Genomic DNA, 22,807 nt, shown 5'->3' with positions numbered 1-22,807 from the left:
TGTTTTTATTTTTTTCTCTTCTTTAATTTTAATATTTGCTTGTTTATAAAAAGCTATTTTTTCTGTATTATAAGATTTCGTAAATTCATTAAACTTGTCTTTTTCTGATTCAATATCTTTATAAGATTGATTTACTACTTTTACTTTTTCACTAATATCTTTTAATTTTGTACCTTTATCTTGTAACATTGTATATAATTCTTTTTCTTGTTTTAACGATTTACTATAGCTATCATACATCTTGTTAAATGAATCATGTCGTTTCTCATATGTGCTTTTCACTTTATCCGCTTGATCTTTCAATTTCTTATCTTCAATTTTCTTTACATATTTATCTGCTGATTTCACTTCTTCTTGTGCTTTATTTAAAGATTCTTTTTCTTTTGTAAGCACTTTTTCTCGTTCATCTGTATTTTTCACTGCTTGATTCAGCTTTTCTTTAACAGTTTGATTATTATCTTTTCCTTCTTGAACAATCTGGTTATATAATTCTTGTCCCTCTTTCTCTAAAGTTTCAAGTTTTTTTGCATCTTCAAACATTGTTTTTTCTTGCTTTGCAGCATTTTCAAACGCAACATATAATTCCTCTTCTGGTTTCGGTCCGAAACAACCGGCTAGTAAAGTCAGTGATAATGCAGTTACAATTGCTAATTTATTATATTTCAACATCTTTTCCTCCTATTAGTAAACGATCATCGTGCCAAAAATCCCATGAAAACATGTAACTTCTTTATCTATTTCACGCTCGCATCTTTTTTACGAAGATCATCAATAATTATTTATACTGCTTGTACAATTTTAGCATTTAAAATTATGTAATGTCTTAAAACATAAAGGTATTTACTGTAATCTTACCTACTGCAAGAAACACTATAATGTTTCACCTGATAAAAGATAATCTATAACCTCTCACGTCTATCATTCCCTTTCTCACTTTCTACCAAATAACCTCTTTGTCCATTTTACATAGTGCGAAGATGACCTCGCAACTCTTACAAAGATTCTTTTAATTTCTTAAAAAGGAAAAGTGTAGAGCGTGTTTTCCTCTACACTTTTAAACTGAAAACATGTGCAAAATGCATTGATACATCCACACACAATTATATGCTGATTCCATATATTTTTAAAGACTTTTGTTACAAAAAAAGTTTTTCTTGTAACAAAAGTCAAAAAAATGTTACAAAAAATTCTTTATATCATACTTCTTCAAATCAAAATTTCATTCATCACTTTGCAAGTTTCTATAATTATACAATTGTTTTTGTGCTTTTCTAAGCAATTCTTCAAAAGTTTTTCCTTCTACTAGATAACTAGCAGCTCCAAATAATAGATTCATACTTAACAAGCCATTTTCTATTTCACTTTCAATATTTTTCATTAATCGGTTTGTTATTGTCGACTTTTCATGTCCGTTATCAATCGCCACAATAACATACTTATTTTCATCCCACTTAGTAACGACATCCCCTTTACGAATTGTCTTTACAATCGTACTCTCCAATTTTTGTACTAACACCTCCAATTTTTTTCTTGCACTGTTTCTTTTAGTTCTTTCCATTCTTTCACAGAAAGAATGTACACTGTAATATTATGAGAATCCCGTTCTGATAAAGCAGCTACTTTCTCAAAGAAATCAACTACAAAATCATTACTCGCCATTCCCCTACTTCCGTATCCATACGCCCACTCGCTCTTTTATCATACCAATGTCCAAAATAATAGCTGAGTATCATTTGCAATATATAAATAATAAAGACGCTATAAAATGATCGCGAATCCAGTTTTGTAATTACATCCTGAAGCGCAATCCATTCTGTAACTGCCACTGTATTCCCAAGTAATAACCCACTAATTTTCCCTTTATGTTTCATATTTCCCCTCCTTTCTATACCAATATATGTTTCTATAACAATTATGTTTTCCTACAAAATAAAAAATGTACATATTCAATGTACATTTCCGCTTAAGCTTGTCTACCATTTCTATTCTATTTCATATATATACTATATATCGTTTTAGAAAGAGGTGACCTATATGCTACAAAAAGAAAATCTATCAGATATTATACGTTTTCTAGCAGGTTTTCTGTTATCGTTAAAATTACTATTTAATTCTTTCGGAGTGAACTTTATTACAAACGATCAACTTGATGCTATTGTAAATGTTGCTTCCTTTCTTTTCATTCTATATTTTGGTTATAAAAACAATTATGTAGGAAAAAAAGGAATCGAGCAAAAAAAGTACTCAAAAAACACAACCTTCACTAAAAAAGGAACCTTTCATACAGGTTCCTTTTTATCATTGCCGCACAACAACTTCATTTGTTTGCAGTGGACCATATGATAATCCTTTATATTGAAATGTATATGTAGCCTGAAATAATGCGTTTTTAAGTGCTTTATCTTTATTTGCTTTTATTTTACAAATTAGTTCTACCTTCTCATTCGGTAATAAATTTTCGATTCGCCACCTTACAAGCTGGAACAGAAACTCACTCATCCCCTTATCAACCTTTAATGAGTTTGGAATATATGCAAAATAATCTCGAATCATATGACTTACTACAACTCGTGAAATCATTTCCATTCCTTTATTTTCAACTTCAATTCGAATAATAAGTATGTCATTTACATCATAGGTCAGTTCATATGAAAATTTTTCTTTATACATACTACGGATTTGTAATGTAACTACTACATTAGGACATTCGTTTTCCTTTTTTGAGCCATCAATCCATAACACCGGTTGTAGCGGTATTGAACGCCTTCCTTGATCCGAAATTCGTTTCCACATTTTCATAATAATATTCACCCCATTTCAGATGCATCATCCATACGACCTTATTCTGCCTCTCTACACGATATTAATAAAGCTTGTTACAAAAGATATATAGTTATTACTCTTCCTTTTATCCTATTCGACAATATAAAGAAAAAACCATTTTTCCTCTGTTAACAGAAGGTATTCTTACTGAAATATTTTTTTACAATTTCCTTCATTGACTTTATACCAATACTAAGTATTACTCACTCTTTCTCTGTCCATACAACAGAATATTTTGACGGAAGAAAAAGTTTGCCTTTTAGTCAAATTTGACTATAATATTCTTTATGGCTTTGTCAGTGCACTTGTGTAAATTGATTTGAAAGAACTATACTTTAAATTTTTATGCGCTGCACTCGAAACTTAATATTGTTTACTTATTATTAAAGGAGGGTTATATTTGGAATCTCAATTATCAAAAAAAGACTCCAACAATACAAAATTTGTTGTTGCTGGTTTACTACTTGGTATTTTAATGGCGGCAATGGATAATACAATCGTTGCAACAGCAATGGCAACGATTGTTGGAGACCTAGGAGGATTTGACAAGTTCGTTTGGGTCACGTCTGCATATATGGTAGCAACAATGGCAGGGATGCCTATCTTCGGAAAGCTTTCTGATATGTACGGACGGAAACGCTTTTATATTGGTGGCCTCATTCTTTTCTTATTTGGTTCTGCACTTTGCGGAACAGCATCTAGTATTGAGCAACTAAGTATTTATAGAGCTATTCAAGGAATCGGTGGCGGCGCTCTTATGCCTATCGCCTTCACAATTATGTACGATATATTCCCACCAGAAAAGCGCGGAAAAATGACAGGGCTATTCGGTGCGGTTTTCGGGACATCTAGTGTATTCGGTCCTTTATTAGGTGCTTATATTACAGACTATATAAGTTGGCATTGGGTCTTCTATATTAATATTCCATTAGGACTTATCTCCTTCTTCTTCATTACTAAATACTACAGTGAATCTCTAGAATTTAGAAAACAAAAAATTGATTGGGCTGGCGCTATTACACTTGTTATTAGTATCGTTTGCTTAATGTTCGCCTTAGAACTTGGTGGTAAAGAATACGCATGGAATTCCACAGTAATTATCGGTTTATTTACAACAGTTGTTATTATGCTTATTATTTTCTTCTTCGTAGAAAGAAAAGCAACTGAGCCTATCATTTCATTCCATCTATTTAAAAAACCTTTATTCGCAGCTAGCCAAGGAGTTGCCTTTTTCTATGGTGCCGCTTTTATCATCTGTACAGTTTATATTCCAATCTTCGTTCAAGGTGTTCTCGGCGGTTCAGCCTCAAATGCTGGATTAATTTTAACACCTATGATGGTTGGTTCTGTAATTGGAAGTCAAACAGGTGGACAGTTAGCTTCTCGAACAAGTTATCGTAACATCATGATGGTATCTGGCGTTTTCTTCGTAATTGGTATTTATTTACTAAGCACTTTAACAATGGATACACCTCGTCTACTTGTAACGCTATTTATGATTCTCACTGGACTTGGGGTTGGTTTCTCGTTCTCAGTTTTAAGTATGTCTTCTATCCACAAGTTAGAAATGCGAGATCGTGGTTCTGCTACATCAACAAACTCATTCTTCCGTTCACTCGGTATGACTCTTGGTGTAACAATTTTCGGTACCATTCAAAATCATATTTTTACTAATAAATTAAACACTGTGTTCCCTCCTGAACTAGCTGAATTAGCTCCAAAAGGTGGAGACACAAGTTTCTTATTATCACAAGGTGCTACCGAGAAGATTCCAGCTGAAATATTAACTGGTATTAAAGAGGCTCTAGCTACATCTATTGCCAGTACATTCTTCTGGGCACTTATCCCCGCTGTACTAAGTATTATTTGTATTTTACTTATGGGAAATGAACGCCTCTTTACAGGACCAAAAACGAAACAAAAACAAAAGCAAGTAAGTTAGTATAGAAAAAAGAAACGGCATATCCTTTATGAAAAAGGGTATGCCGTTTATAATATATAGAGTAAATCTTTGATCAGTAAGGAACCATTCCCACTGGTTATTATCCCTCACAAATCGGGATAAAGTTTCTATATACAGGAGTTGAGACAGAATGAGCATGAAATTAGTCATTCTCGGCTTGCTAATCGAAGGAGATAAACATCCATATGAAGTGCAACACATCATGAAAGAAAGACAAATGGATTGTTATATTAAATATGCAAAAGGATCACTTTACTACGCCTTCGAGCAACTAGAAAAGCAAGGTGCAATTAGTATTACAACTATTGTTCGAGATACGAATAGACCAGATAAAACAATCTTTCATATAACAGAAGAAGGTAAACGGTTATTTCACACTTTACTATTAAAACAATTCGAAGCAAAAAATCAAATATATAAACCAATTTATTCGGCACTCTCTTTCGCTCATTTTGGTGATGACCAAGAGTTAGTTCCTATTTTAGAAAAAAAGAAAAATGATACCGTTCAATATTTACTTAAAATGCAAACTATTTATGATTGTAGCAAAGGACAAATTCCACGTGCACAACTATATATTTTACAAAGCGTTATTGAACATATTACAGTTGAATTGCAATGGTTAAACACCCTCCTTACAGATGCAGTTGCAGGGCGACTTTCAGAAATTGATATAGATGAAGGTTAAACTTGTAAAGAAGAGACTGTAAAAAGACAATAAAGTTATTTAATTTTAAAACCTAAGATAAACATACCCCCGTTCTAATTTAGGACGGGGGTATCATATAGTTGTTTAATTTTCGATATAGGATACTTCACTGTGCTCAAAAATATAACAATAAAATCGTTTGAAAATCTAAGGTTTATTCAACAATAGTGTCCTATAATAGAATTTCGTTTCTTAAAATTCTATATAAAAAGGTTGTTGATTTTCATCCAAACTGTATTCAATTCTTTGTCTAAAATTCATAAAATTCACCATCTCTAACGCCTGTTCAATAGGATAAAACCCTACTTCCAAACTTTCTGGTGTAGTCGTTAATTTACCGCCAACTGGTCTAGCTAAAAACAACGTATTACATATTGAATGGTTCACATTTTGGAATACTCCACAAAATTTTAAAACCTCAATATCAATACCTGTTTCCTCCTTAGTTTCCCTTATTGCAGCATCTTTCAAAGACTCTCCTTCTTCAACCTGTCCACCTGGCATTTCCCATCCTCTTCTAGGCCCCTTGATTAATAGGATTTCTTTTTGTTCATTAATTACAATTGTCGCTGCTGAAACTATATGTTTTGGCGGTGAATAAATATTTTGTGTACTTTGTTCCAATTGAAATTCCCCATTCCTATAAACTTAGTATATTTATCTTTATACAGCAATCTTGTTCTTTTTGTGATAACTTACTATTTCAAAATGAACCATCCAATTCCCTTCCTTATTCCAGAATATGGACCGCTTGTTAAATACCATAACTGGCGTCTTATCTCTGTACAGGTACTCACTTCTTTATAAGTTTAATCGCACTTCATTTCAATACCCCTCACTTTTCTTCGCCTTATAAAAATCAGAAAAGTACCAATAATTAAAATAAAAAACTTTAGAATTTTCTTATTTTAAAACAGTGGACAAAATTCCGAAAATTGTGTTAGAATTTGTTTCAATATCATATCGCTTGTTAAATTCCTTTCAAAAGGAAAATAGGTACACGAACATTTCACTTCGTGTTTAAAAGGGAAGTTTGGTGAAACTCCAGCACGGTCCCGCCACTGTAAATGCTGAGATTTCTTTTTTGTGCCACTGTGAAAACGGGAAGGTGAAAGAAATTATATGAAGCATAAGTCAGGAGACCTGCCTATTTTAACAACACTGATAGACTCACGGATGATGATGAGGTGTTAAGGACAAAAAGGAAGGCTTATTTTTCTATGCCTTTATGCTTTTTGTTATAGGTATTTCCTAGTAAACGGAAATGCTTACTTTCAATTAGGGAGGAATTTGAAATGGCAATTCAAACAAGTAATTTAGGTTATCCACGTATCGGACTACAACGAGAGTGGAAAAAAACATTGGAAGCTTTTTGGTCCAATAAAATTGATGAAGAACAATTTTTAACGACAATGAAAGAAATTCGCCTTCAACACGTCAAAGTACAGCAAGAAAAAGGAATTGAATTAATTCCAGTTGGCGATTTTACATATTATGACCACGTTCTGGATACGGCCTACATGTTAGGGTTTATCCCGTCACGTTTTTCAGAGTTTACATCTTACCTTGATGTATATTTTGCGATGGCACGTGGTTCTAAAGATCACGTTGCTTCTGAAATGACAAAATGGTTTAACACAAACTATCATTATATTGTTCCTGAATATGAAGAAGGATTACAAATCTCATTAAAAGACAATCGTCCTCTTCGTTTATATGAAGAAGCGAAAAAAGAGTTAGGCGTTGATGGAAAACCAGTTATTTTAGGACCTTATACATTCCTAAAACTAGCAAAAGGTTATAACGAAGATCAATTTGCCACTATTTTAAAAGAGCTAGTTGCACCTTATGTTCAATTATTCTCTGAATTACACGCAGCTGGAGCACAAGTTATTCAAGTTGACGAACCAATCTTCGCATCTTTAACAAAAGATGAAATTAATCAAGCGAAAGAACTTTACGAAGCTATTCATAAAGAAGTTCCGAATGCTAATCTTCTTCTACAAACATATTTTGATAGTGTAGAAGAGAACTATGAAGAAATTATTACATTCCCTGTTTCCGGTATTGGATTAGACTTTGTTCATGGCAAAGAAGGTAATATAAATGCTATTTCAAAATATGGATTCCCAGCTGATAAAATTTTAGCTATCGGTTGTATAGATGGCCGTAACATTTGGAGAGCTGATCTTGATGATGTACTTTCTTTATTTACAACATTACAAAATCAAATTGCAGCAAAAGGTTTAATTGTTCAGCCTTCTTGTAGCTTATTGCATACTCCAATTGATAAAACAGAAGAAGCACACTTATCAACTGAATTATTTGATGCACTTGCATTTGCTAATCAAAAATTAGAAGAACTAGTCCTTATCCATTCTGCTCTTACTAAAGGTGTAGAAAGCATCAGTAGCGAGCTGACAACATATCGTAACGCACATAATGCCATCCGCTCATCAGCTGCACGTAATCGTGAAGATGTAAAACTTGCAAGTACATCACTTAAAGAAGATGATTTCTCACGTCCTCTTCCATTTGAAAAACGATATGAACTACAGCAAGTAGCTTTACAATTACCATTGTTACCAACAACAACTATCGGTAGCTTCCCGCAAACATCCGAAGTTCGTCAAACTCGTAAACAGTGGCGTAACGGTGATATTACAAATGAACAATATAATCAGTTCATTGAAAAGGAAACTGCGAAGTGGATTCGTTACCAAGAAGATATTGGTCTTGATGTACTAGTGCATGGTGAATTCGAAAGAACTGATATGGTGGAATATTTCGGCGAGCGCCTTGCTGGTTTCTCCTTTACTAAAAACGGATGGGTACAATCGTACGGTTCTCGTTGCGTAAAACCACCTGTTATTTATGGCGATGTTGCCTTTATAAATGGAATGACTATTAAAGAAACTGTATATGCACAAAGCTTAACAGAGAAAGTAGTAAAAGGTATGCTCACTGGACCTGTCACTATTTTAAATTGGTCATTCGTTCGAAATGATATTTCACGAAAAGAAGTTTCATATCAAATTGCACTAGCACTTCGTCATGAAATTGAATTACTTGAATCTTCCGGAATAAGAGTAATCCAAGTCGATGAGCCCGCACTTCGTGAAGGTATGCCTTTAAAAGAGAAAGATTGGGATGCATACATTACATGGGCAGTTCAATCATTCCTTTTAGCAACATCTTCTGTAGCAAACGAAACACAAATTCACACCCATATGTGTTACAGTAACTTCGAAGATATTGTAGATGCCATTCGTGCGTTAGATGCAGATGTTATTTCTATCGAAACATCAAGAAGTCATGGAGAATTTATTGATACATTAAAACATACAACATATGAAAAAGGAATTGGTCTAGGTGTATATGACATTCATAGTCCACGTGTCCCAAGTAAAGATGAGATGTTCGCAATCGTAGAACAATCTTTACAAGTATGTGATCCTAAATATTTCTGGATTAATCCAGACTGTGGTTTAAAAACTAGAAGAACGGAAGAAGTTATTCCGGCTTTAGAACACATGGTGCAAGCAGCAAAAGATGCTCGTTCCCTTTTAAAAACAAACGCATAACAAAAATGGGTATCCTCCAAAGGATAACCCATTTTTATTCTTTACTTTCAAAAAAGAATTCATATTGTATTTTATATAATTCATCATCCGTTGGCTCTTCAAGAGGAATTGCCTGTAATACAACTGTATACTCACCATTTGGAATAGGGATCTGAAATTTATTTGAAAGAATACTCGTTACAACGATACATTCATTTTCAACTGTAAAAGGAACCGCAACCGTTCTAATCACTTCTTCTTTCTCAATATGTTTTCCACAAGTCACTTTTACTTCACAAGTATAATCAGAGAGTGCTTCAAAAATAACAGTTCCATCCGCCTTAGCATAACCTCTTTCAAAATCTTCATCTGTCCAATCTACGTAAGGCTGTTCACCGTCATAGTTCATCAACATTAATTGCGAATAAGAAATTGTTAACTCCATAGTTCCCTTCTCCTTCATTATGAAATGTGCAACTATTACTTCACTTCAAATTTCACACGCGTACCATCTGGATATTTGTCTAGCTTATTCCCTACCCAAGAACCTGCACCGCGGTTATCTGCTGGACTTATATATTCAATATGAGCTCCTTTTCCGCCTTCCTTACACATCGCCATCGGCCATTCATCGCGATCATAACCTTTCTTCGTCGGATATGGCGCTAACGATAATTTCCTTCTATCCGCTGCACCATTACGATCAATTGTACACATTTCTGAATGCCCTTCTTTTATAGCATCCGCTATATGTTTCCCGGTCTCTGGATATCGTTCTTTCGGGAACTCTAAAATTTGATCATACGTAGTTATTTTTTTAGTACTTGTCTCCTCTGGCACAAGTACTTCATATACTGCTACCAAAAGAGAAAGAATTGCAATAATTGAAATGATAATACCTTTTAATTGCTTCATGTGTACCTCCGTGTTCCTACCAATTTCTTTTCCTCAGCTATTATAACAAACTTCTTCTATGTATGTTTTCAGACATTATTTTAGCTCTTCCTCTCCATTCCGCCAAAAACATTCATTTTTCCTCATCTTTTCACTAATGCTGTAGAAAACTAATAACCTTCCGACATTCTTTTTCAAAGGAAGTCCTCATAAAAGATTGAAATGATATATACGATACTTTTTGGGGAGGAACTATCATGGAAGCTATTTATAAAACGAAAGATGTTACAAATAAAACAGGTATCCCAAAACATATAGTCCGAAAATATAGCCAACTCTTAGAGGAACACGGTTATATCATTTCAAAAACAGCTGATGCTCGTATTTATAAATTGGATGATTTAAAACTATTGAAATCTATACATGAAAGAGCTGCTACATTACAAGAAGATATTTCAGAAACAATACCTATTATTTTAAAAGAAAAAGAGGCCCCACCTGTACCTGTTATTCAAGATAAGCAAGAAATACAACCAAAAGAAAAAGAAGATGGGCGTAACTTTGAGGAGTTCATGTTAAAACTTGAAATGCTTGCTCAATTAAATGAAGCAATTATTCATCAAAACTCTACTCTCATTACACAAAATCGTTTAAAAGACGAGAAATTAGATGAACTTATGCAACAAGTTTATGTAAAGGAAGGATCTCAAGAAAAAATGTTACAAGATCTAGTTGATCACGCCGCTCAAACAGATGAACTCCAGAAAGAAAAGATGGACTTATTAATGAATCATATGTATAAGCGAGAATCTAAACAAGAAGAAAAAATGAATAAACTTGTCCATCAAATTTACAATAAAGACAGCAGCCGTGATGCACAACTTATGCAAGTTATTCGCGAAATTCAAGAAACAAAAAAATTAGTCGCCGCCTCAAAAGAGCAAAGCTTCTTTCAATCATTTAGAAGTTTATTCATTCGAACAAAACAAGAAAAAACAAATGAATAAACTTCTGTATATTTTCTAATGCACAATAAAATAAAAAGTTACCTTCTACCGGTAACTTTTATTCCTTATATCGTACAGCTGGCAATATAATAATAGCTTCAGTTCCTTTTCCACTTTCACTTTTATATTCCAATGTACCATTATGCGCTTGTAAAATACTAAATGTTACCATAAGACCTAATCCTGTTCCTTTTTCTTTTAAAGAATAATACGGTTGTCCAAGCCTTGTTAACTGTTCTTTTGTCATTCCAACGCCACTATCTTTAACTCTTATTATTATCATTTCATCTTTTTGAATAGCCGTTACTTTTAAATACCCTTTGTTTCCTTGAATTGCTTCAATGCCATTTTTAACAACATTCATAATAGCTTGCTTCAATTTCGTTTTATCACCGATAGTATAAAGGCTCTCAGAAATCTCAACTTGCAAATAAACACCCTGCATCGCTGCAAATGATGACATAAGCGTTGTCATTTCAATTAATTGTGCTGATAAACAAATATGTTCTTTTTTTTCAATTTGAGGCCTTGCTAAATTTAAATAATCTGAAATAATCTGTTCAGCACGATCCAGTTCAGCTAATACGAGACGCATATAATCTTTATTTTTTACGTCTTCCGTACTCTCTAGCAATTGAATAAACCCACGTACCACAGTGAGCGGATTTCGAACTTCATGTGCAACACTTGCAGCTAACTCACTTACAATATTAAGTTTTTCTGATTTTTGCATTTCTGTACGCAATAATGCATTTTCGTTTAAATACTCAGTCAAATACACTTGAAACACCATTGTCATAACCATAATAAGTGATGCAAATATATACCCACTATATAGATTAGATATGTACGGTGTAAAACCTGTTTCTAAAAGGACATTCAACATCCCAAATACTAATGAAACAAGAACATAAAATGATGCAATCATAAAAGCTAATATTAGCTTCTTATCTCTTGAAAAAAGAGACCATTTCTTTGACAAAAATAATGGAATTATTGAAAGAAATATAACTTCTACGATAGGTAACCAACTGAGTCCCTTAACAATCCATTCATATGCAACAAAAATAATGGCAGGGATGAGCCCAACAATCCCCCCATATAAAAAACCACTAACAATTGGGATTGGATGAAAATTGTATCCGCAAACGGTACCAAAACAAATAGAGTATGTCATGGAGAGAACGAGTGTAACGCTAGATAAAAACATAATAAAGTAGCGATTAGGCTTCGGAAGCATTTCTTGATAACGATTTAAACGAATCGCTTCATATAAAAATAGTGGTAAAATAATGATGGCAATTTGGATCATTAAATCACGAACCAGCTCCATAGCCTCTCATCCCCTATATGTATTTTGATATGATTATATCATTTTATAAGTTGATTTGTTTTAAAATTTTGATTTTTCTTAACATATTTGTTAATTATTTGTTAACAACTAATAATAAATGTTACAGATTTCCGAAATGATTGTAAACCCTGTACCAAATTTCCTTCATGCAGTATACAATGAATACGGATTACAAAGAAATTAAAAACACTTCCCTAGACGGACAACTATCGCAAAATACAGCATATAATCCATACTATCTATGTTTACAAATAAGTGATCATTACTTTAGTAGGAGGAAGATAAATATGGCGGGTACTACGCTTGTTTTAAAAGAAGAAAATTTGGTTGTGCTAGAAAACGTTGAAAAATCAGTATACGAAGAACTGCAACATAAAGCAGGGGAAGATAACTGTACATGTGCTGTAAATGAATCCGTTGTCCATCTCGGCAAAGTATCTTCCGTACTTTGGAACGAAGATGAAATAGATTGGGAATACGGTTATTAAAAAGTCGCTTTCAGCGGCTTTTTTCTTTTTTCTCTTTCTAAATAACATATGCAAAGCGTAATCATAGAAAATATGATAAAATGGATTTAATTTTCAAACGGAAGAAAGGGAGATACAATGGAACAATTCATTAATCCTAGAGTTAAGGACATCCAAATTTCTGGAATTCGCCAGTTTTCTAATATGATTCAAAGCTATGATAATCTTATCTCTTTAACAATTGGGCAACCCGATTTCCCTACACCTTCTCTAGTAAAAGAAGCAGCTAAACGGGCCATTACAGAAAATTATACAAGCTATACACATAACGCTGGTTTACTAGAATTACGCAAGGCAGCTTGTAACTTTGTAAAGGACAACTACAATTTACATTATTCACCTGAAAACGAAACAATTGTTACAATCGGTGCTAGTGAAGCGATCGATGTTGCATTCCGAACTATTTTAGAACCAGGAACGGAAGTAATTTTACCTGCTCCTATTTACCCTGGTTACGAGCCGATTATTCGACTATGTGGTGCAACTCCTATTTTTATAGATGTTCGTGAAACTGGATTTCGTTTAACAGCTGAAGCATTGCAAAATGCAATTACAGAACGAACAAGATGCGTCGTTTTACCGTATCCTTCTAATCCAACTGGTGTTACCTTATCAAAAGAAGAATTAGAAGATATTGTATCTGTCTTAAAAGGTAAAAATATTTTCGTTCTTTCTGATGAAATTTATAGTGAACTTGTATATGAAGAAAAACACACATCTATCGCTCATTTCCCAGAAATGCGTGATAAGACGATTGTCATTAACGGATTATCAAAATCACATTCTATGACCGGCTGGCGTATCGGACTTTTATTTGCTCCAGAATATTTAGCAAAACACATATTAAAAGTTCATCAATACAATGTTACATGTGCTACTTCCATCGCTCAATATGCTGCAATCGAAGCTTTAACAGCTGCTAAAGATGCCCCGAAGATGATGCGCTATCAATACAAAAAACGCCGTGATTACGTATATAATAGACTCATTCAAATGGGTTTAACGGTTGAGAAACCAACAGGTGCATTTTATTTATTCCCATATGTTGGACATTTAACATCTTCATCATTTGATTTTGCACTTGATCTTGTAAAAGAAGCCGGGCTAGCCGTTGTTCCTGGAACAGCATTTTCGGAATACGGTGAAGGCTACCTTCGCCTTTCCTATGCTTATAGCATCGAAACTTTAAAAGAAGGCTGTGACCGTTTAGAAGCCTTTCTAAAGCAAAAAGCTAAGAGTTAAACTCTTAGCTTTTTTCATGCATAATGATCACAAGTTTGACGCTTCAGTAATTTATGTGGAATAATGATACACTTTGCAGTTGACTCCGCATTCTCTACTTTATCAACTAAAGCTTTTGCTGCTTCATATCCTAGCTGATATATATTCACATCAACTGTCGAAAGCGGAGGACTCGCAATTTCTGATAATAAAGCATTATTAAAGCTTACAATAGAAACATCCTTCGGTACAACGAATCCTTTTTTAGAAAGTGCGCTTAGTACACCAAGTCCAATTAAATCATCCGTTGCCATAATTGCCGTCGGTGGTTTCTTCAGTCCCATTAACTCCTCAACGGCTTGTTGACCACTTTCCCTTGAAAAATCAAAATGTAAAATATACTCTTTCGGTAATACAATGTCTGCTAGTTTTAAAGCATCACTCATACCGGCTAAACGATCTCTCGTTACGAGTAAATCTGATCCACCACCAATGAACGCGATCTGTTTATGGCCTAGTGAAATTAAATATTCTGCTACTTCTCTTGCAGCCGTATAATTGTCATTATCTACATATGTAATTTCATCTTTTCGATCATATGGTTTTCCAATTAAAACAAACGGGAAGTTTTGGTCATGCAAGTATTGAATAATCCGATCGTTCTCTCTTGAATATAAAAGAATAATACCACCGATTTGACGCCCTTGTACCATTTTTACAACACCATTAAAAATTTCATCTTCCGTTTCACCAGTCGACATATAAAGCGCATACCCTTCCACATGTGCAAATGAACTAATTCCTCTTATAACTTCTGGGAAAAACGGATTTTGAAAAGCTTTACTTGCAGAACTCGGCATAACAAGACCAAGTGTCTTCGTCGTTTGGTTCGCAAGGTTTCTTGCATTTAAATTTGGATGATACCCTAATTCACTCATTACTTTTCGAACACGGCGCTTTGTCTTTTCACTTATACTTGGATTATCAGCAATTACACGAGAAACAGTTGATGGTGCTACGTTCGCCTTCTTCGCCACATCTTTAATTGTAACTGTCATAAAAATCCCCTCCTTTCACTTCTCTGCCATTTTCATATATTTTATCCCGCTATTTGCCGGGCAGCCCGATTGGTGAAGGCTAATAATCAGTGGGGATGAACAACAACCCCACTGATTAAAGCTTCACTTTATCTTGCACTCGTTGCAAGTCATAGGATCAGTCATAAACTTTCATTTATTTATTCTATCTTGCAAAACTTATCATATTCTCCCTCTCCATGTATTGTAAGGGATATAGCTCTTTTTTCCTATACTATAATATACTATTTATTTCACTTCTTTTCATATGCGATGTCAAATCTCTTTTCATCTCTCTATAAATTTTTTTATAGAGAGATGAAAAGAAAAATGGGACATAATGTCCCATTTCTCATCCTTTCGTACCTCCAGCTGTTAAACCAGAAATAAAGTATTTTTGTAGTGATAAGAATAAAATCGAAATCGGGATTGCAATTAATACGGAACCGGCTGCAAACGTTGTAAATTCATTACCAAATTTCTTGGCTACCATTTCATAGAGTCCAACTGCTAAAGTATAATTTTCCGGTGTGCGCAAAATAATACTCGCTAAAATGAAATCTGTAAATGGACCGATGAAAGTGAATAACGCTACAACTGCCACGATTGGCTTTGCAAGTGGCATAATGATTTGCCAAAAAATACGGAAATGTCCAGCTCCATCCATACGAGCTGATTCATCCAACTCTTTCGGAATCGTATCAAAATACCCTTTCATAAGCCATGTATTCATAGGGATTGCTCCGCCTACATAAATTAAAATTAATGCAAGATGTGTATCGATTAATCCTGTTAACTGCGCTAATACGTATAGTGCGATTAACGCTGCAAAGTTCGGAATCATTTGCAGAATTAAAAATGTTAATAAACCATTCTTTCTTCCAACAAAGCGGTATCTCGAAAATGCATAAGCAGTAAAACTAATTGCTAACACTGAGAAAATCATCGTTAAAACACTTACTTTTAATGTGTTTTTATACCATAGTAAATAATTACTATTCTCTAAATCTAATAACTTACGATAATGATCTAACGTTGCATTTTGCGGTATAATACTTGATCCAGATAAACTATCACCCGGATTAAACGATGAGCCAATAATCCATAATAATGGATAGAAAATGATGGCACACATTACGAAAATAACGAAATAACTTAATGAGAGACGTAACATCTTTTGTCTTTTAATATTCATTTACATCATATCCTCTTCTTGGAATGATTTTGTTCTCTTAAATTGCCATAACGCAACTGTAATAACGATTAACGATAAGATCATTGTAAGAGCTGCGGCTTTCCCGTACTGCGCCGAAGTCATCGTTAACTTATAAATCCATGAAATTAAAATATCTGTTCCACCTGCATCTTGTCCAGCTACAGCAGGACCTCCGCCGTTAAATAGATAGATGATACTAAAGTTATTAAAGTTAAACGTATATTGCGTAATTAATATTGGTGCTGTTGCATATAGAACAAGTGGCAATGTAATTTTACGGAACTGTTGCCAAGCTGTAGCTCCATCTACTGTAGCCGCTTCATATAATTCTCCTGGAATCGATTGCAGTATACCTGTCGTCATTGCAAAGACGAACGGGAATCCAAGCCACGTTTGAATCATAATTAAAGCAATCTTCGCCCAAAATGGATCTGTCATCCAAGCAATCTTTTCAATTCCGAATAAAGCTAATACTTGATTGTTAATTGCTCCAAATGTTTCATTAAACATACCAGAGAAAACAAGAATAGATACGAATGCTGGAACTGCCCACGGTAAAATGAAAATTGTTCGAATAACAGCCTTCCCTTTAATCCCAGGCTGATTTACGATAATTGCTAAAAAAATACCAAGTGCAACTTGCAGTGTTGTTGCAACGAATGTCCAAATGACAGTCCAAGAGAATACACTTAAAAATGTCTCTCTCCACATTGGTAATGTGAAAATATCAATAAAGTTTTTAAAGCCCACCCAATCTACTAATTTAGCTGGAGGAGAGTGATATAAATCGTAGTTCGTAAATCCAATTAAAATTACGAAAATGATTGGAAATACAACAACAAAGATAAGCAATAGAAAACCTGGTGAAACCATTAAATATGGAAAACCTTGATCTAATAAGTTACGATACTGCTCTTTTACTGAGTTTAATGGTGTTCCAATGTCACGCTTCTTTCCATTTTGGTATGCATCATATAAGTTAAATGCATATATCCCCAGTCCAAACACTATGACGATAAGTGCCAAAATCCCTTCTACTAATAGAAAGACAGAATGGTCACGTGGAACTTCTGTACCGAGTGTTACAATTCCCCATAACCCCATATTTAACAAATCAGCAAATGCTACAATGAATGAACCTGTTAATACTAGAAAAATAAGACCTTTAACATATTGTTTATTATATAGTTGACCAATGCCTGGAATAATTGATAACATGGTCGCCATTTTCCTATGCTTTGAACCGTTTAAATCTTTCGCTGGCTCCATAGATGTTTGCATGTTCCTTCCCCCTTTTTTCTTCCTACTTGGAAGGGAGAGAATTCGTGCCTCTTATATTCGAGGCACGAATTTCACCTTATTTTTTATTGCTGTGGTTTGCCTCAATATTCCCTTTAATTTGCTTCACTGCATTATCAAGTGCTGCTTTTGGTGCTTCTTTATCTGTAACAACTAACTGAAGAGCGTCTCCAGCTGGTTTCCATACTTCTTGCATTTCCGGAATATTCGGCATTGGAACTCCATTTTCTGATTGAGTTGCAACTGCTTTTGCAGCTTCATTATCTTTAATAATTGGATCTTCCATTACTGATTTTACTGGAGGAATTTCTTTTGTTTTCTCAAATCGAATTTTTGCATTTTCTTCATTAGTTACCCACTCAGTAAATTTTGTAGCTAAATCATTTTGTTTAGAGAAGCTTGTTACATGCCATCCTTTTACCCCAACAAATGTTTTCATCGGTTGACCATTTGGTAATTTCGGCATTGGAGCAACACCATAATCAATTCCGTTCTTTTCCATCGCTTGGAACGCCCACGGTCCGTTCATGATAGACGCTGCTTTTCCTTCATTGAATAATCCGTCAGCAGCAGGGCCACCAGATTCACCAATAATACCTTTCGGGAATAACTTTTCTTTGTACCATTTTTGAAGATATTCAGCACCTTGTACTGCTCCACTATTATTTAATCCAACATCACCTGCATTTGGCTTTCCGTCTTTCTCACCAAATACATATCCGCCCATACCTGCCATAAACGCGTTAGCAAAGTAGAAGTTATCTCCTAGTGCTAAAAATCCGTACTTGCCATCCTTCGTAAAGTCTTTTGAGAAGTTAAACAGCTCGTCCATCGTTTCTGGTGCTTTTTGCATTAATTTTTTATTGTAAATAAAAACTGGTGTTTCAATTGCTTTTGGTAAACCATATAATTTTCCGTTATATGTCTGTGCTTCTATTGATAAGTCAGTAAATTTACTCTTCACAGCATCATCTGCTTTTACTTCAGAAAGTAAGCCTTCTGTTACTGCATTTCCAATTTGATCGTGTGGCAATGTTACAACATCCGGCCCCGTCCCCGCAGGTCCATCAAGACGTAACTTCTTCACTTGATCTGTCATTTGCATTTCAACAACTTTAACTTTTACTTTATATTTTTCCTCAAAGCTTTTCACGGCTGGTTCTAAACCAACACCTTTTTTATCATCTTCCCAAACGAGAAGGTCATAATCTTTCTTCTCTTTACTTGCTTCCTTTTTCCCTGAATCTTTCGGTCCACATGCAGATAACATACCGATTGACAATGCTGAAATCGTTAATAGTGATAATGCTTTCTTCATCCCAAAAAACCTCCCTAAATTGTCTATGTACCTTTTGTTTGAAAACGTTTGCATTCGATAGTTTAATAGAAGCGCAAACAATATCATAATCTATGAAAACGTTTGCGCTATTTGTCTATCATTATACATCCTTTTATTCATTTTGCAAATATTAATTTTCAAAATAATCTTCTCATACTCTTTATTCATTGACTTTATATAAAATGAATACTACTCTTATAAGCAATATTAAAGTTATGTGAAAGGAAATCGTTTGCAACATAATCTTTATTATTTCGTTTTAGGTAACAATATGTATAGAGATATTAAAGGGGGATTTTCTATATGCTTAAAGAAGCAATCTATCATAGGCCAAAAGATAATTATGCATACGCTTACGACGAAAAAACAATTCACATCCGAATACACACAAAAAGAGATGATGTTCACAGCGCCGCCCTCATCTACGGTGATCCATACGAATGGCAAGATGGGAAATGGATTACAGCGAGTACACCGATGAAAAAAACCGGATCTACTGAGTTATTTGATTATTGGTCGGTTTCAATCGAACCGAAATTTAAACGCTTACGATATGGATTCGAATTAAAAAACGACGTAGACACTCTTATTTATGCAGAACGAGGATTTTTTTCTAACATTCCAAATGACGATGTCGGTAACTTTTTCTGCTTTCCATTCATTCATGCAAAAGACGTTTTCAGGGCACCATCTTGGATTAAAAACACAGTATGGTATCAAATCTTCCCGGAACGATTCGCTAACGGGGATAGCGCAATAAATCCGGCAAACACCCTTCCTTGGGGAAGTGCAGAGCCAACTGCTACTAATTTTTTTGGGGGTGATTTCGCTGGCATTCTTCAAAATCTTGATTACCTTGTGAAGCTTGGAATCTCTGGAATTTATTTCACTCCTATTTTCAAAGCTCATTCGAATCATAAATACGACACAATTGATTACATGGAAATCGACCCACAATTTGGGACGAAAGAAACTTTCAAAGAACTCGTTGAAGCATGTCATAAACGTGGTATAAAAGTAATGCTCGACGCTGTTTTTAATCATAGCGGATACTTCTTCGATAAATTTCAAGACGTGCTGAACCATGGTGAGAATTCCGCCTATAAAGATTGGTTCCATATTCATGAATTTCCAATTATAACTGAGCCGCTTCCTAATTATGATACTTTCGCATTTACACCATATATGCCTAAATTAAATACTGCTCATCCAGATGTAAAAGAATATTTACTTGAAGTAGGTCGTTATTGGGTAAGAGAGTTCCATATAGACGGTTGGCGCCTTGATGTCGCAAATGAAGTCGATCACAGTTTTTGGAGAGAATTCCGTAGTGAAATAAAAGCATTAAATCCTGAAGTATATATTCTAGGAGAAATCTGGCATGATGCACTCCCATGGCTACAAGGGGATCAATTTGATGCTGTAATGAGCTATCCTGTGACAAACGCCCTACTTTCTTACTTTGCTAACGAGTCCATTCGTGCGAATGAATTCATGAAACAAATTACAGATTCTCTACATTCCTACTCTATGAATGTAAATGAAGCGGCATTTCATTTATTAGACAGTCATGACACACCTAGAATTTTAGCAACATGTAATGGGGATACAAATAAGTTAAAGTTACTCTATGTATTTCACCTTTCTTTCATCGGTTCTCCTTGTATTTATTATGGTGATGAAATCGGTATGGATGGTGGCATGGATCCTGGTTGTCGTAAATGTATGATATGGGATGAAAAAGAACAAGACACTCTTTTATTCACACATATACAAACATTAATTTCATTACGGAAACAATATAAATCATTTGGAGGACACGGTATTTTTCAATTTATCGAAGCAAACGATGAACATAATTATATTTCTTATACAAAAACATATGAAGATGAGACTATCTTTTTCGTTTTAAATCCTACTAACAGTGAAGTTACAGCTTCACTCCCTCTTCATATTACTGGGAAGAAAATACTTAACATTTATACAAACGAAGAATTTTCAGCGGAAGCAAGTGTATTACAAGTTACACTTCCACCGTACGGATTCTCTATTTTAAAATGGTAATAGAAAAAGCCTTATGCCAGGGTGAAATGGCATAGCTTTTTCTTATTTCAATTTAAATACCATTGCTTCATACGGTCGTAATATAATATTTTCTATCGATACATTTTCTACGTCATAATTGTGTATTAATAACTCTGATTCGTTATAAATAATGTCCTCAGGTAATTCGAATACACATTCATCCGCAGTGAAGTTTGCAATCACCAGAAGCTTTTCTTCTCCATATGTTCTTACATATGCAAAAATTGAAGGATTATTTTCTAGTATTAAATCGTATGATCCATACACAACTATTTCATTATTTTTACGTAATTCAATCAAATTTTTATAGTAATAAAAAATTGATTCTTCGTCTTGAATCGCCTGTTTCACATTAATTTCTTTGTAGTTAGGGTTTACCGCTATCCAAGGCTCACCCGTTGTGAATCCAGCATGTTTCTTATCATCCCACTGCATTGGCGTTCTAGCATTATCTCGGCCCTTTATATAAATAGATTGCATCACTTTATCTATATTTTCACCGCGCTCTATAACTTTTTCTTTATACATATTTAGCGTTTCAATATCTCGATATTCATCAATGGATTCAAATCGAACGTTAGTCATTCCGATTTCTTCTCCTTGATAAATATACGGTGTCCCCTTCATCATATGAAGTACTGTCGCTAACATTTTCGCTGATTCATTTCGATAAGCTCCATCATTCCCGAAACGTGATACAACACGCGGCTGGTCATGGTTATTCCAATAAAGGCTATTCCAGCCTGTTTGCTCTAATGCTTTTTGCCATTTTGTTAAGTTTTCTTTCAGAGTAAGGAGTGAGCACGGTTTTACATCCCATTTCCCACCTTCTCCAGAATCTAAATCCATATGTTCAAATTGGAATACCATTTGTAGTTCTTTTCTAGCTTCACCTGTATATAATTTAGCCTCTTCTGTCGTTACACCTGGCATTTCCCCAACCGTCATAATGTCATAATGAGACAATACTTCTTCATTCATTTCATGCAAATATTTGTGAATGTTCGGACCGTTCATAAAATGTTTATGCCCTGAAACATATCCTTCTTCATCCGTTTCAACAGCTGGTAAGCCTTCTTCTTTAGAAATAAAATTAATAACATCCATACGGAATCCATCAATTCCTTTTTCTAACCAAAACTTCATCATGCCATAAACATCTTGTCTTACCTTTGCATTATCCCAGTTTAAATCTGGTTGTTTTTTAGAAAACAGATGTAGATAATATTCGTCTGTCATTTCATCATATTGCCATGCAGAGCCACTAAACGCTGCTCCCCAGTTATTCGGCTCTTTCCCTTCACTTCCAGGACGCCATATATAATAGTCTCTATATTTATTATCTTTCGATTCACGTGATTCAATAAACCAATTATGTTCATCTGAAGTATGATTAACAACTAAGTCCATCATAAGTTTCATATTACGTTTATGCATTTCATGTAATAGTTCATCCCAATCTTCCATTGTTCCGAACTCATTCATAATTTTACAATAATCACTTATATCATAACCATTATCATCATTTGGAGATTCATAGACTGGTGATAACCAAATTACATCAATACCCAATTCTTTTAAGTAATCTAGCTTTGAAAGAATGCCACGAAGATCCCCTATGCCATCACCGTTACTATCCATAAAACTACGAGGATAAATTTGATATACTACACTTTCTTTCCACCATTGTTTTTCCATTATGCTACCCCATTTCATCTATACTATAATTTT

Annotated in this window: 18 protein-coding genes, 2 pseudogenes and 1 riboswitch; of the genes and pseudogenes, 8 read left to right on the top strand and 12 right to left on the bottom strand. The window is 34.3% G+C overall.

The annotated features are described in order from the left end of the window. Nucleotides 1–669 (bottom strand): YkyA family protein (locus CDB3_RS04210; RefSeq protein ID WP_128853574.1); only part of this gene is annotated, 669 nt, incomplete at its 3' end. A 550-nt stretch (nucleotides 670–1,219) separates the two neighbouring features. Then, nucleotides 1,220–1,871: pseudogene (locus CDB3_RS04205) on the bottom strand (diguanylate cyclase domain-containing protein). A 163-nt stretch (nucleotides 1,872–2,034) separates the two neighbouring features. On the opposite strand from CDB3_RS04205, the pseudogene CDB3_RS04200 reads away from it, so the two are divergent. Further along, nucleotides 2,035–2,267 (top strand): annotated as a pseudogene (locus tag CDB3_RS04200) (phage holin). A gap of 31 nt (nucleotides 2,268–2,298) precedes the next feature. Here the strand turns inward: CDB3_RS04200 and CDB3_RS04195 are convergent. Next, nucleotides 2,299–2,799, bottom strand: a complete 501-nt coding sequence (locus CDB3_RS04195) for a hypothetical protein (RefSeq protein ID WP_128853573.1) — start codon at nucleotides 2,797–2,799, stop codon at nucleotides 2,299–2,301. A 424-nt stretch (nucleotides 2,800–3,223) separates the two neighbouring features. Here CDB3_RS04195 and CDB3_RS04190 point away from each other — a divergent pair, with 424 nt between their 5' ends. Together CDB3_RS04190 and CDB3_RS04185 are read left to right on the top strand one after the other, a co-directional pair. Next, nucleotides 3,224–4,765, top strand: a complete 1,542-nt coding sequence (locus tag CDB3_RS04190) for an MDR family MFS transporter (protein ID WP_128853572.1) — start codon at nucleotides 3,224–3,226, stop codon at nucleotides 4,763–4,765. A gap of 151 nt (nucleotides 4,766–4,916) precedes the next feature. After that, entirely contained in the window at nucleotides 4,917–5,474 is a 558-nt protein-coding gene (locus CDB3_RS04185; protein ID WP_128853571.1) for a PadR family transcriptional regulator, read from the top strand. A gap of 213 nt (nucleotides 5,475–5,687) precedes the next feature. Here CDB3_RS04185 and CDB3_RS04180 read toward each other — a convergent pair whose 3' ends face one another. Continuing rightward, the gene (locus CDB3_RS04180) at nucleotides 5,688–6,119 is read right to left on the bottom strand and encodes an NUDIX hydrolase (RefSeq protein ID WP_128853570.1); all 432 of its coding nucleotides are present in this window, start codon (nucleotides 6,117–6,119) and stop codon (nucleotides 5,688–5,690) included. A 353-nt stretch (nucleotides 6,120–6,472) separates the two neighbouring features. Then, nucleotides 6,473–6,660, top strand: a riboswitch (cobalamin riboswitch). 130 nt (nucleotides 6,661–6,790) lie between these two features. Here CDB3_RS04180 and metE point away from each other — a divergent pair. After that, nucleotides 6,791–9,079 carry a 5-methyltetrahydropteroyltriglutamate--homocysteine S-methyltransferase gene (metE, locus tag CDB3_RS04175; RefSeq protein WP_128853569.1) on the top strand — a complete coding sequence of 763 codons (2,289 nt, stop codon included), beginning with the start codon at nucleotides 6,791–6,793 and terminating at the stop codon, nucleotides 9,077–9,079. 34 nt (nucleotides 9,080–9,113) lie between these two features. Here metE and comJ read toward each other — a convergent pair whose 3' ends face one another. Both comJ and nucA read right to left on the bottom strand, forming a co-directional pair. Then, the gene (gene comJ / locus CDB3_RS04170) at nucleotides 9,114–9,503 is read right to left on the bottom strand and encodes a competence protein ComJ (RefSeq protein WP_098498799.1); all 390 of its coding nucleotides are present in this window, start codon (nucleotides 9,501–9,503) and stop codon (nucleotides 9,114–9,116) included. A gap of 35 nt (nucleotides 9,504–9,538) precedes the next feature. Then, the gene (nucA, locus tag CDB3_RS04165) at nucleotides 9,539–9,973 is read right to left on the bottom strand and encodes a DNA-entry nuclease (protein WP_128853568.1); all 435 of its coding nucleotides are present in this window, start codon (nucleotides 9,971–9,973) and stop codon (nucleotides 9,539–9,541) included. Between the two features lie 236 nt (nucleotides 9,974–10,209). Here nucA and CDB3_RS04160 point away from each other — a divergent pair, with 236 nt between their 5' ends. Beyond that, nucleotides 10,210–10,959: a DUF3967 domain-containing protein gene (locus CDB3_RS04160; protein ID WP_128853567.1), complete on the top strand. Its 750-nt coding sequence runs from the start codon at nucleotides 10,210–10,212 to the stop codon at nucleotides 10,957–10,959. 58 nt (nucleotides 10,960–11,017) lie between these two features. On the opposite strand, the gene CDB3_RS04155 is transcribed toward CDB3_RS04160, so the two are convergent. Then, nucleotides 11,018–12,292, bottom strand: coding sequence for a sensor histidine kinase (locus CDB3_RS04155; protein WP_128853566.1), 1,275 nt, complete (start codon nucleotides 12,290–12,292; stop codon nucleotides 11,018–11,020). Between the two features lie 308 nt (nucleotides 12,293–12,600). Between CDB3_RS04155 and CDB3_RS04150 the strand changes: the two genes are divergently transcribed. Together CDB3_RS04150 and CDB3_RS04145 are read left to right on the top strand one after the other, a co-directional pair. Beyond that, nucleotides 12,601–12,801, top strand: a complete 201-nt coding sequence (locus tag CDB3_RS04150) for a hypothetical protein (RefSeq protein ID WP_000929279.1) — start codon at nucleotides 12,601–12,603, stop codon at nucleotides 12,799–12,801. Between the two features lie 117 nt (nucleotides 12,802–12,918). Next, nucleotides 12,919–14,082, top strand: coding sequence for an aminotransferase A (locus tag CDB3_RS04145; RefSeq protein WP_128853565.1), 1,164 nt, complete (start codon nucleotides 12,919–12,921; stop codon nucleotides 14,080–14,082). Nucleotides 14,083–14,096: 14 nt separating this feature from the next. Here the strand turns inward: CDB3_RS04145 and malR are convergent, their stop codons facing one another. The 4 genes from malR to CDB3_RS04125 all read right to left on the bottom strand — a co-directional run bounded on the left by malR (nucleotide 14,097) and on the right by CDB3_RS04125 (nucleotide 18,970). Further along, nucleotides 14,097–15,119 carry a maltose operon transcriptional repressor MalR gene (gene malR, locus CDB3_RS04140; protein WP_128853564.1) on the bottom strand — a complete coding sequence of 341 codons (1,023 nt, stop codon included), beginning with the start codon at nucleotides 15,117–15,119 and terminating at the stop codon, nucleotides 14,097–14,099. A gap of 370 nt (nucleotides 15,120–15,489) precedes the next feature. Beyond that, the gene (gene malD, locus CDB3_RS04135; RefSeq protein ID WP_001022595.1) at nucleotides 15,490–16,332 is read right to left on the bottom strand and encodes a maltosaccharide ABC transporter permease MalD; all 843 of its coding nucleotides are present in this window, start codon (nucleotides 16,330–16,332) and stop codon (nucleotides 15,490–15,492) included. Then, on the bottom strand, nucleotides 16,333–17,634 hold the full coding sequence (gene malC, locus CDB3_RS04130; protein ID WP_128853563.1) for a maltosaccharide ABC transporter permease MalC: 1,302 nt from the start codon (nucleotides 17,632–17,634) through the stop codon (nucleotides 16,333–16,335). Between the two features lie 76 nt (nucleotides 17,635–17,710). Next, entirely contained in the window at nucleotides 17,711–18,970 is a 1,260-nt protein-coding gene (locus CDB3_RS04125; protein ID WP_097830849.1) for an extracellular solute-binding protein, read from the bottom strand. Nucleotides 18,971–19,294: 324 nt separating this feature from the next. On the opposite strand from CDB3_RS04125, the gene CDB3_RS04120 reads away from it, so the two are divergent. Next, nucleotides 19,295–21,055 carry an alpha-glycosidase gene (locus CDB3_RS04120; protein WP_128853562.1) on the top strand — a complete coding sequence of 587 codons (1,761 nt, stop codon included), beginning with the start codon at nucleotides 19,295–19,297 and terminating at the stop codon, nucleotides 21,053–21,055. 42 nt (nucleotides 21,056–21,097) lie between these two features. On the opposite strand, the gene malL is transcribed toward CDB3_RS04120, so the two are convergent. After that, complete coding sequence (gene malL / locus CDB3_RS04115) at nucleotides 21,098–22,774, bottom strand: oligo-1,6-glucosidase (protein WP_128853561.1); 1,677 nt, start codon at nucleotides 22,772–22,774, stop codon at nucleotides 21,098–21,100. Nucleotides 22,775–22,807 lie beyond the last annotated feature (33 nt).

This window comes from Bacillus sp. CDB3 (assembly GCF_002081505.1).
Taxonomy (GTDB): domain Bacteria; phylum Bacillota; class Bacilli; order Bacillales; family Bacillaceae_G; genus Bacillus_A; species Bacillus_A cereus_AT.
Note: the sequence above shows the minus strand (reverse complement) of the source record. Positions and strands in the feature narration are given on the sequence as shown.

What these genes read in the sequence shown, in the direction of transcription:
- CDB3_RS04195 (WP_128853573.1), bottom strand. Translation starts at nt 2,799, where the DNA reads ATGAAAATGTGGAAACGAATTTCGGATCAAGGAAGGCGTTCAATACCG.
- CDB3_RS04185 (WP_128853571.1), top strand. Translation starts at nt 4,917, where the DNA reads ATGAGCATGAAATTAGTCATTCTCGGCTTGCTAATCGAAGGAGATAAA.
- metE (WP_128853569.1), top strand. Translation starts at nt 6,791, where the DNA reads ATGGCAATTCAAACAAGTAATTTAGGTTATCCACGTATCGGACTACAA.
- comJ (WP_098498799.1), bottom strand. Translation starts at nt 9,503, where the DNA reads ATGGAGTTAACAATTTCTTATTCGCAATTAATGTTGATGAACTATGAC.
- nucA (WP_128853568.1), bottom strand. Translation starts at nt 9,973, where the DNA reads ATGAAGCAATTAAAAGGTATTATCATTTCAATTATTGCAATTCTTTCT.
- CDB3_RS04160 (WP_128853567.1), top strand. Translation starts at nt 10,210, where the DNA reads ATGGAAGCTATTTATAAAACGAAAGATGTTACAAATAAAACAGGTATC.
- CDB3_RS04155 (WP_128853566.1), bottom strand. Translation starts at nt 12,292, where the DNA reads ATGGAGCTGGTTCGTGATTTAATGATCCAAATTGCCATCATTATTTTA.
- CDB3_RS04150 (WP_000929279.1), top strand. Translation starts at nt 12,601, where the DNA reads ATGGCGGGTACTACGCTTGTTTTAAAAGAAGAAAATTTGGTTGTGCTA.
- CDB3_RS04145 (WP_128853565.1), top strand. Translation starts at nt 12,919, where the DNA reads ATGGAACAATTCATTAATCCTAGAGTTAAGGACATCCAAATTTCTGGA.
- malR (WP_128853564.1), bottom strand. Translation starts at nt 15,119, where the DNA reads ATGACAGTTACAATTAAAGATGTGGCGAAGAAGGCGAACGTAGCACCA.
- malD (WP_001022595.1), bottom strand. Translation starts at nt 16,332, where the DNA reads ATGAATATTAAAAGACAAAAGATGTTACGTCTCTCATTAAGTTATTTC.
- malC (WP_128853563.1), bottom strand. Translation starts at nt 17,634, where the DNA reads ATGCAAACATCTATGGAGCCAGCGAAAGATTTAAACGGTTCAAAGCAT.
- CDB3_RS04125 (WP_097830849.1), bottom strand. Translation starts at nt 18,970, where the DNA reads ATGAAGAAAGCATTATCACTATTAACGATTTCAGCATTGTCAATCGGT.
- CDB3_RS04120 (WP_128853562.1), top strand. Translation starts at nt 19,295, where the DNA reads ATGCTTAAAGAAGCAATCTATCATAGGCCAAAAGATAATTATGCATAC.
- malL (WP_128853561.1), bottom strand. Translation starts at nt 22,774, where the DNA reads ATGGAAAAACAATGGTGGAAAGAAAGTGTAGTATATCAAATTTATCCT.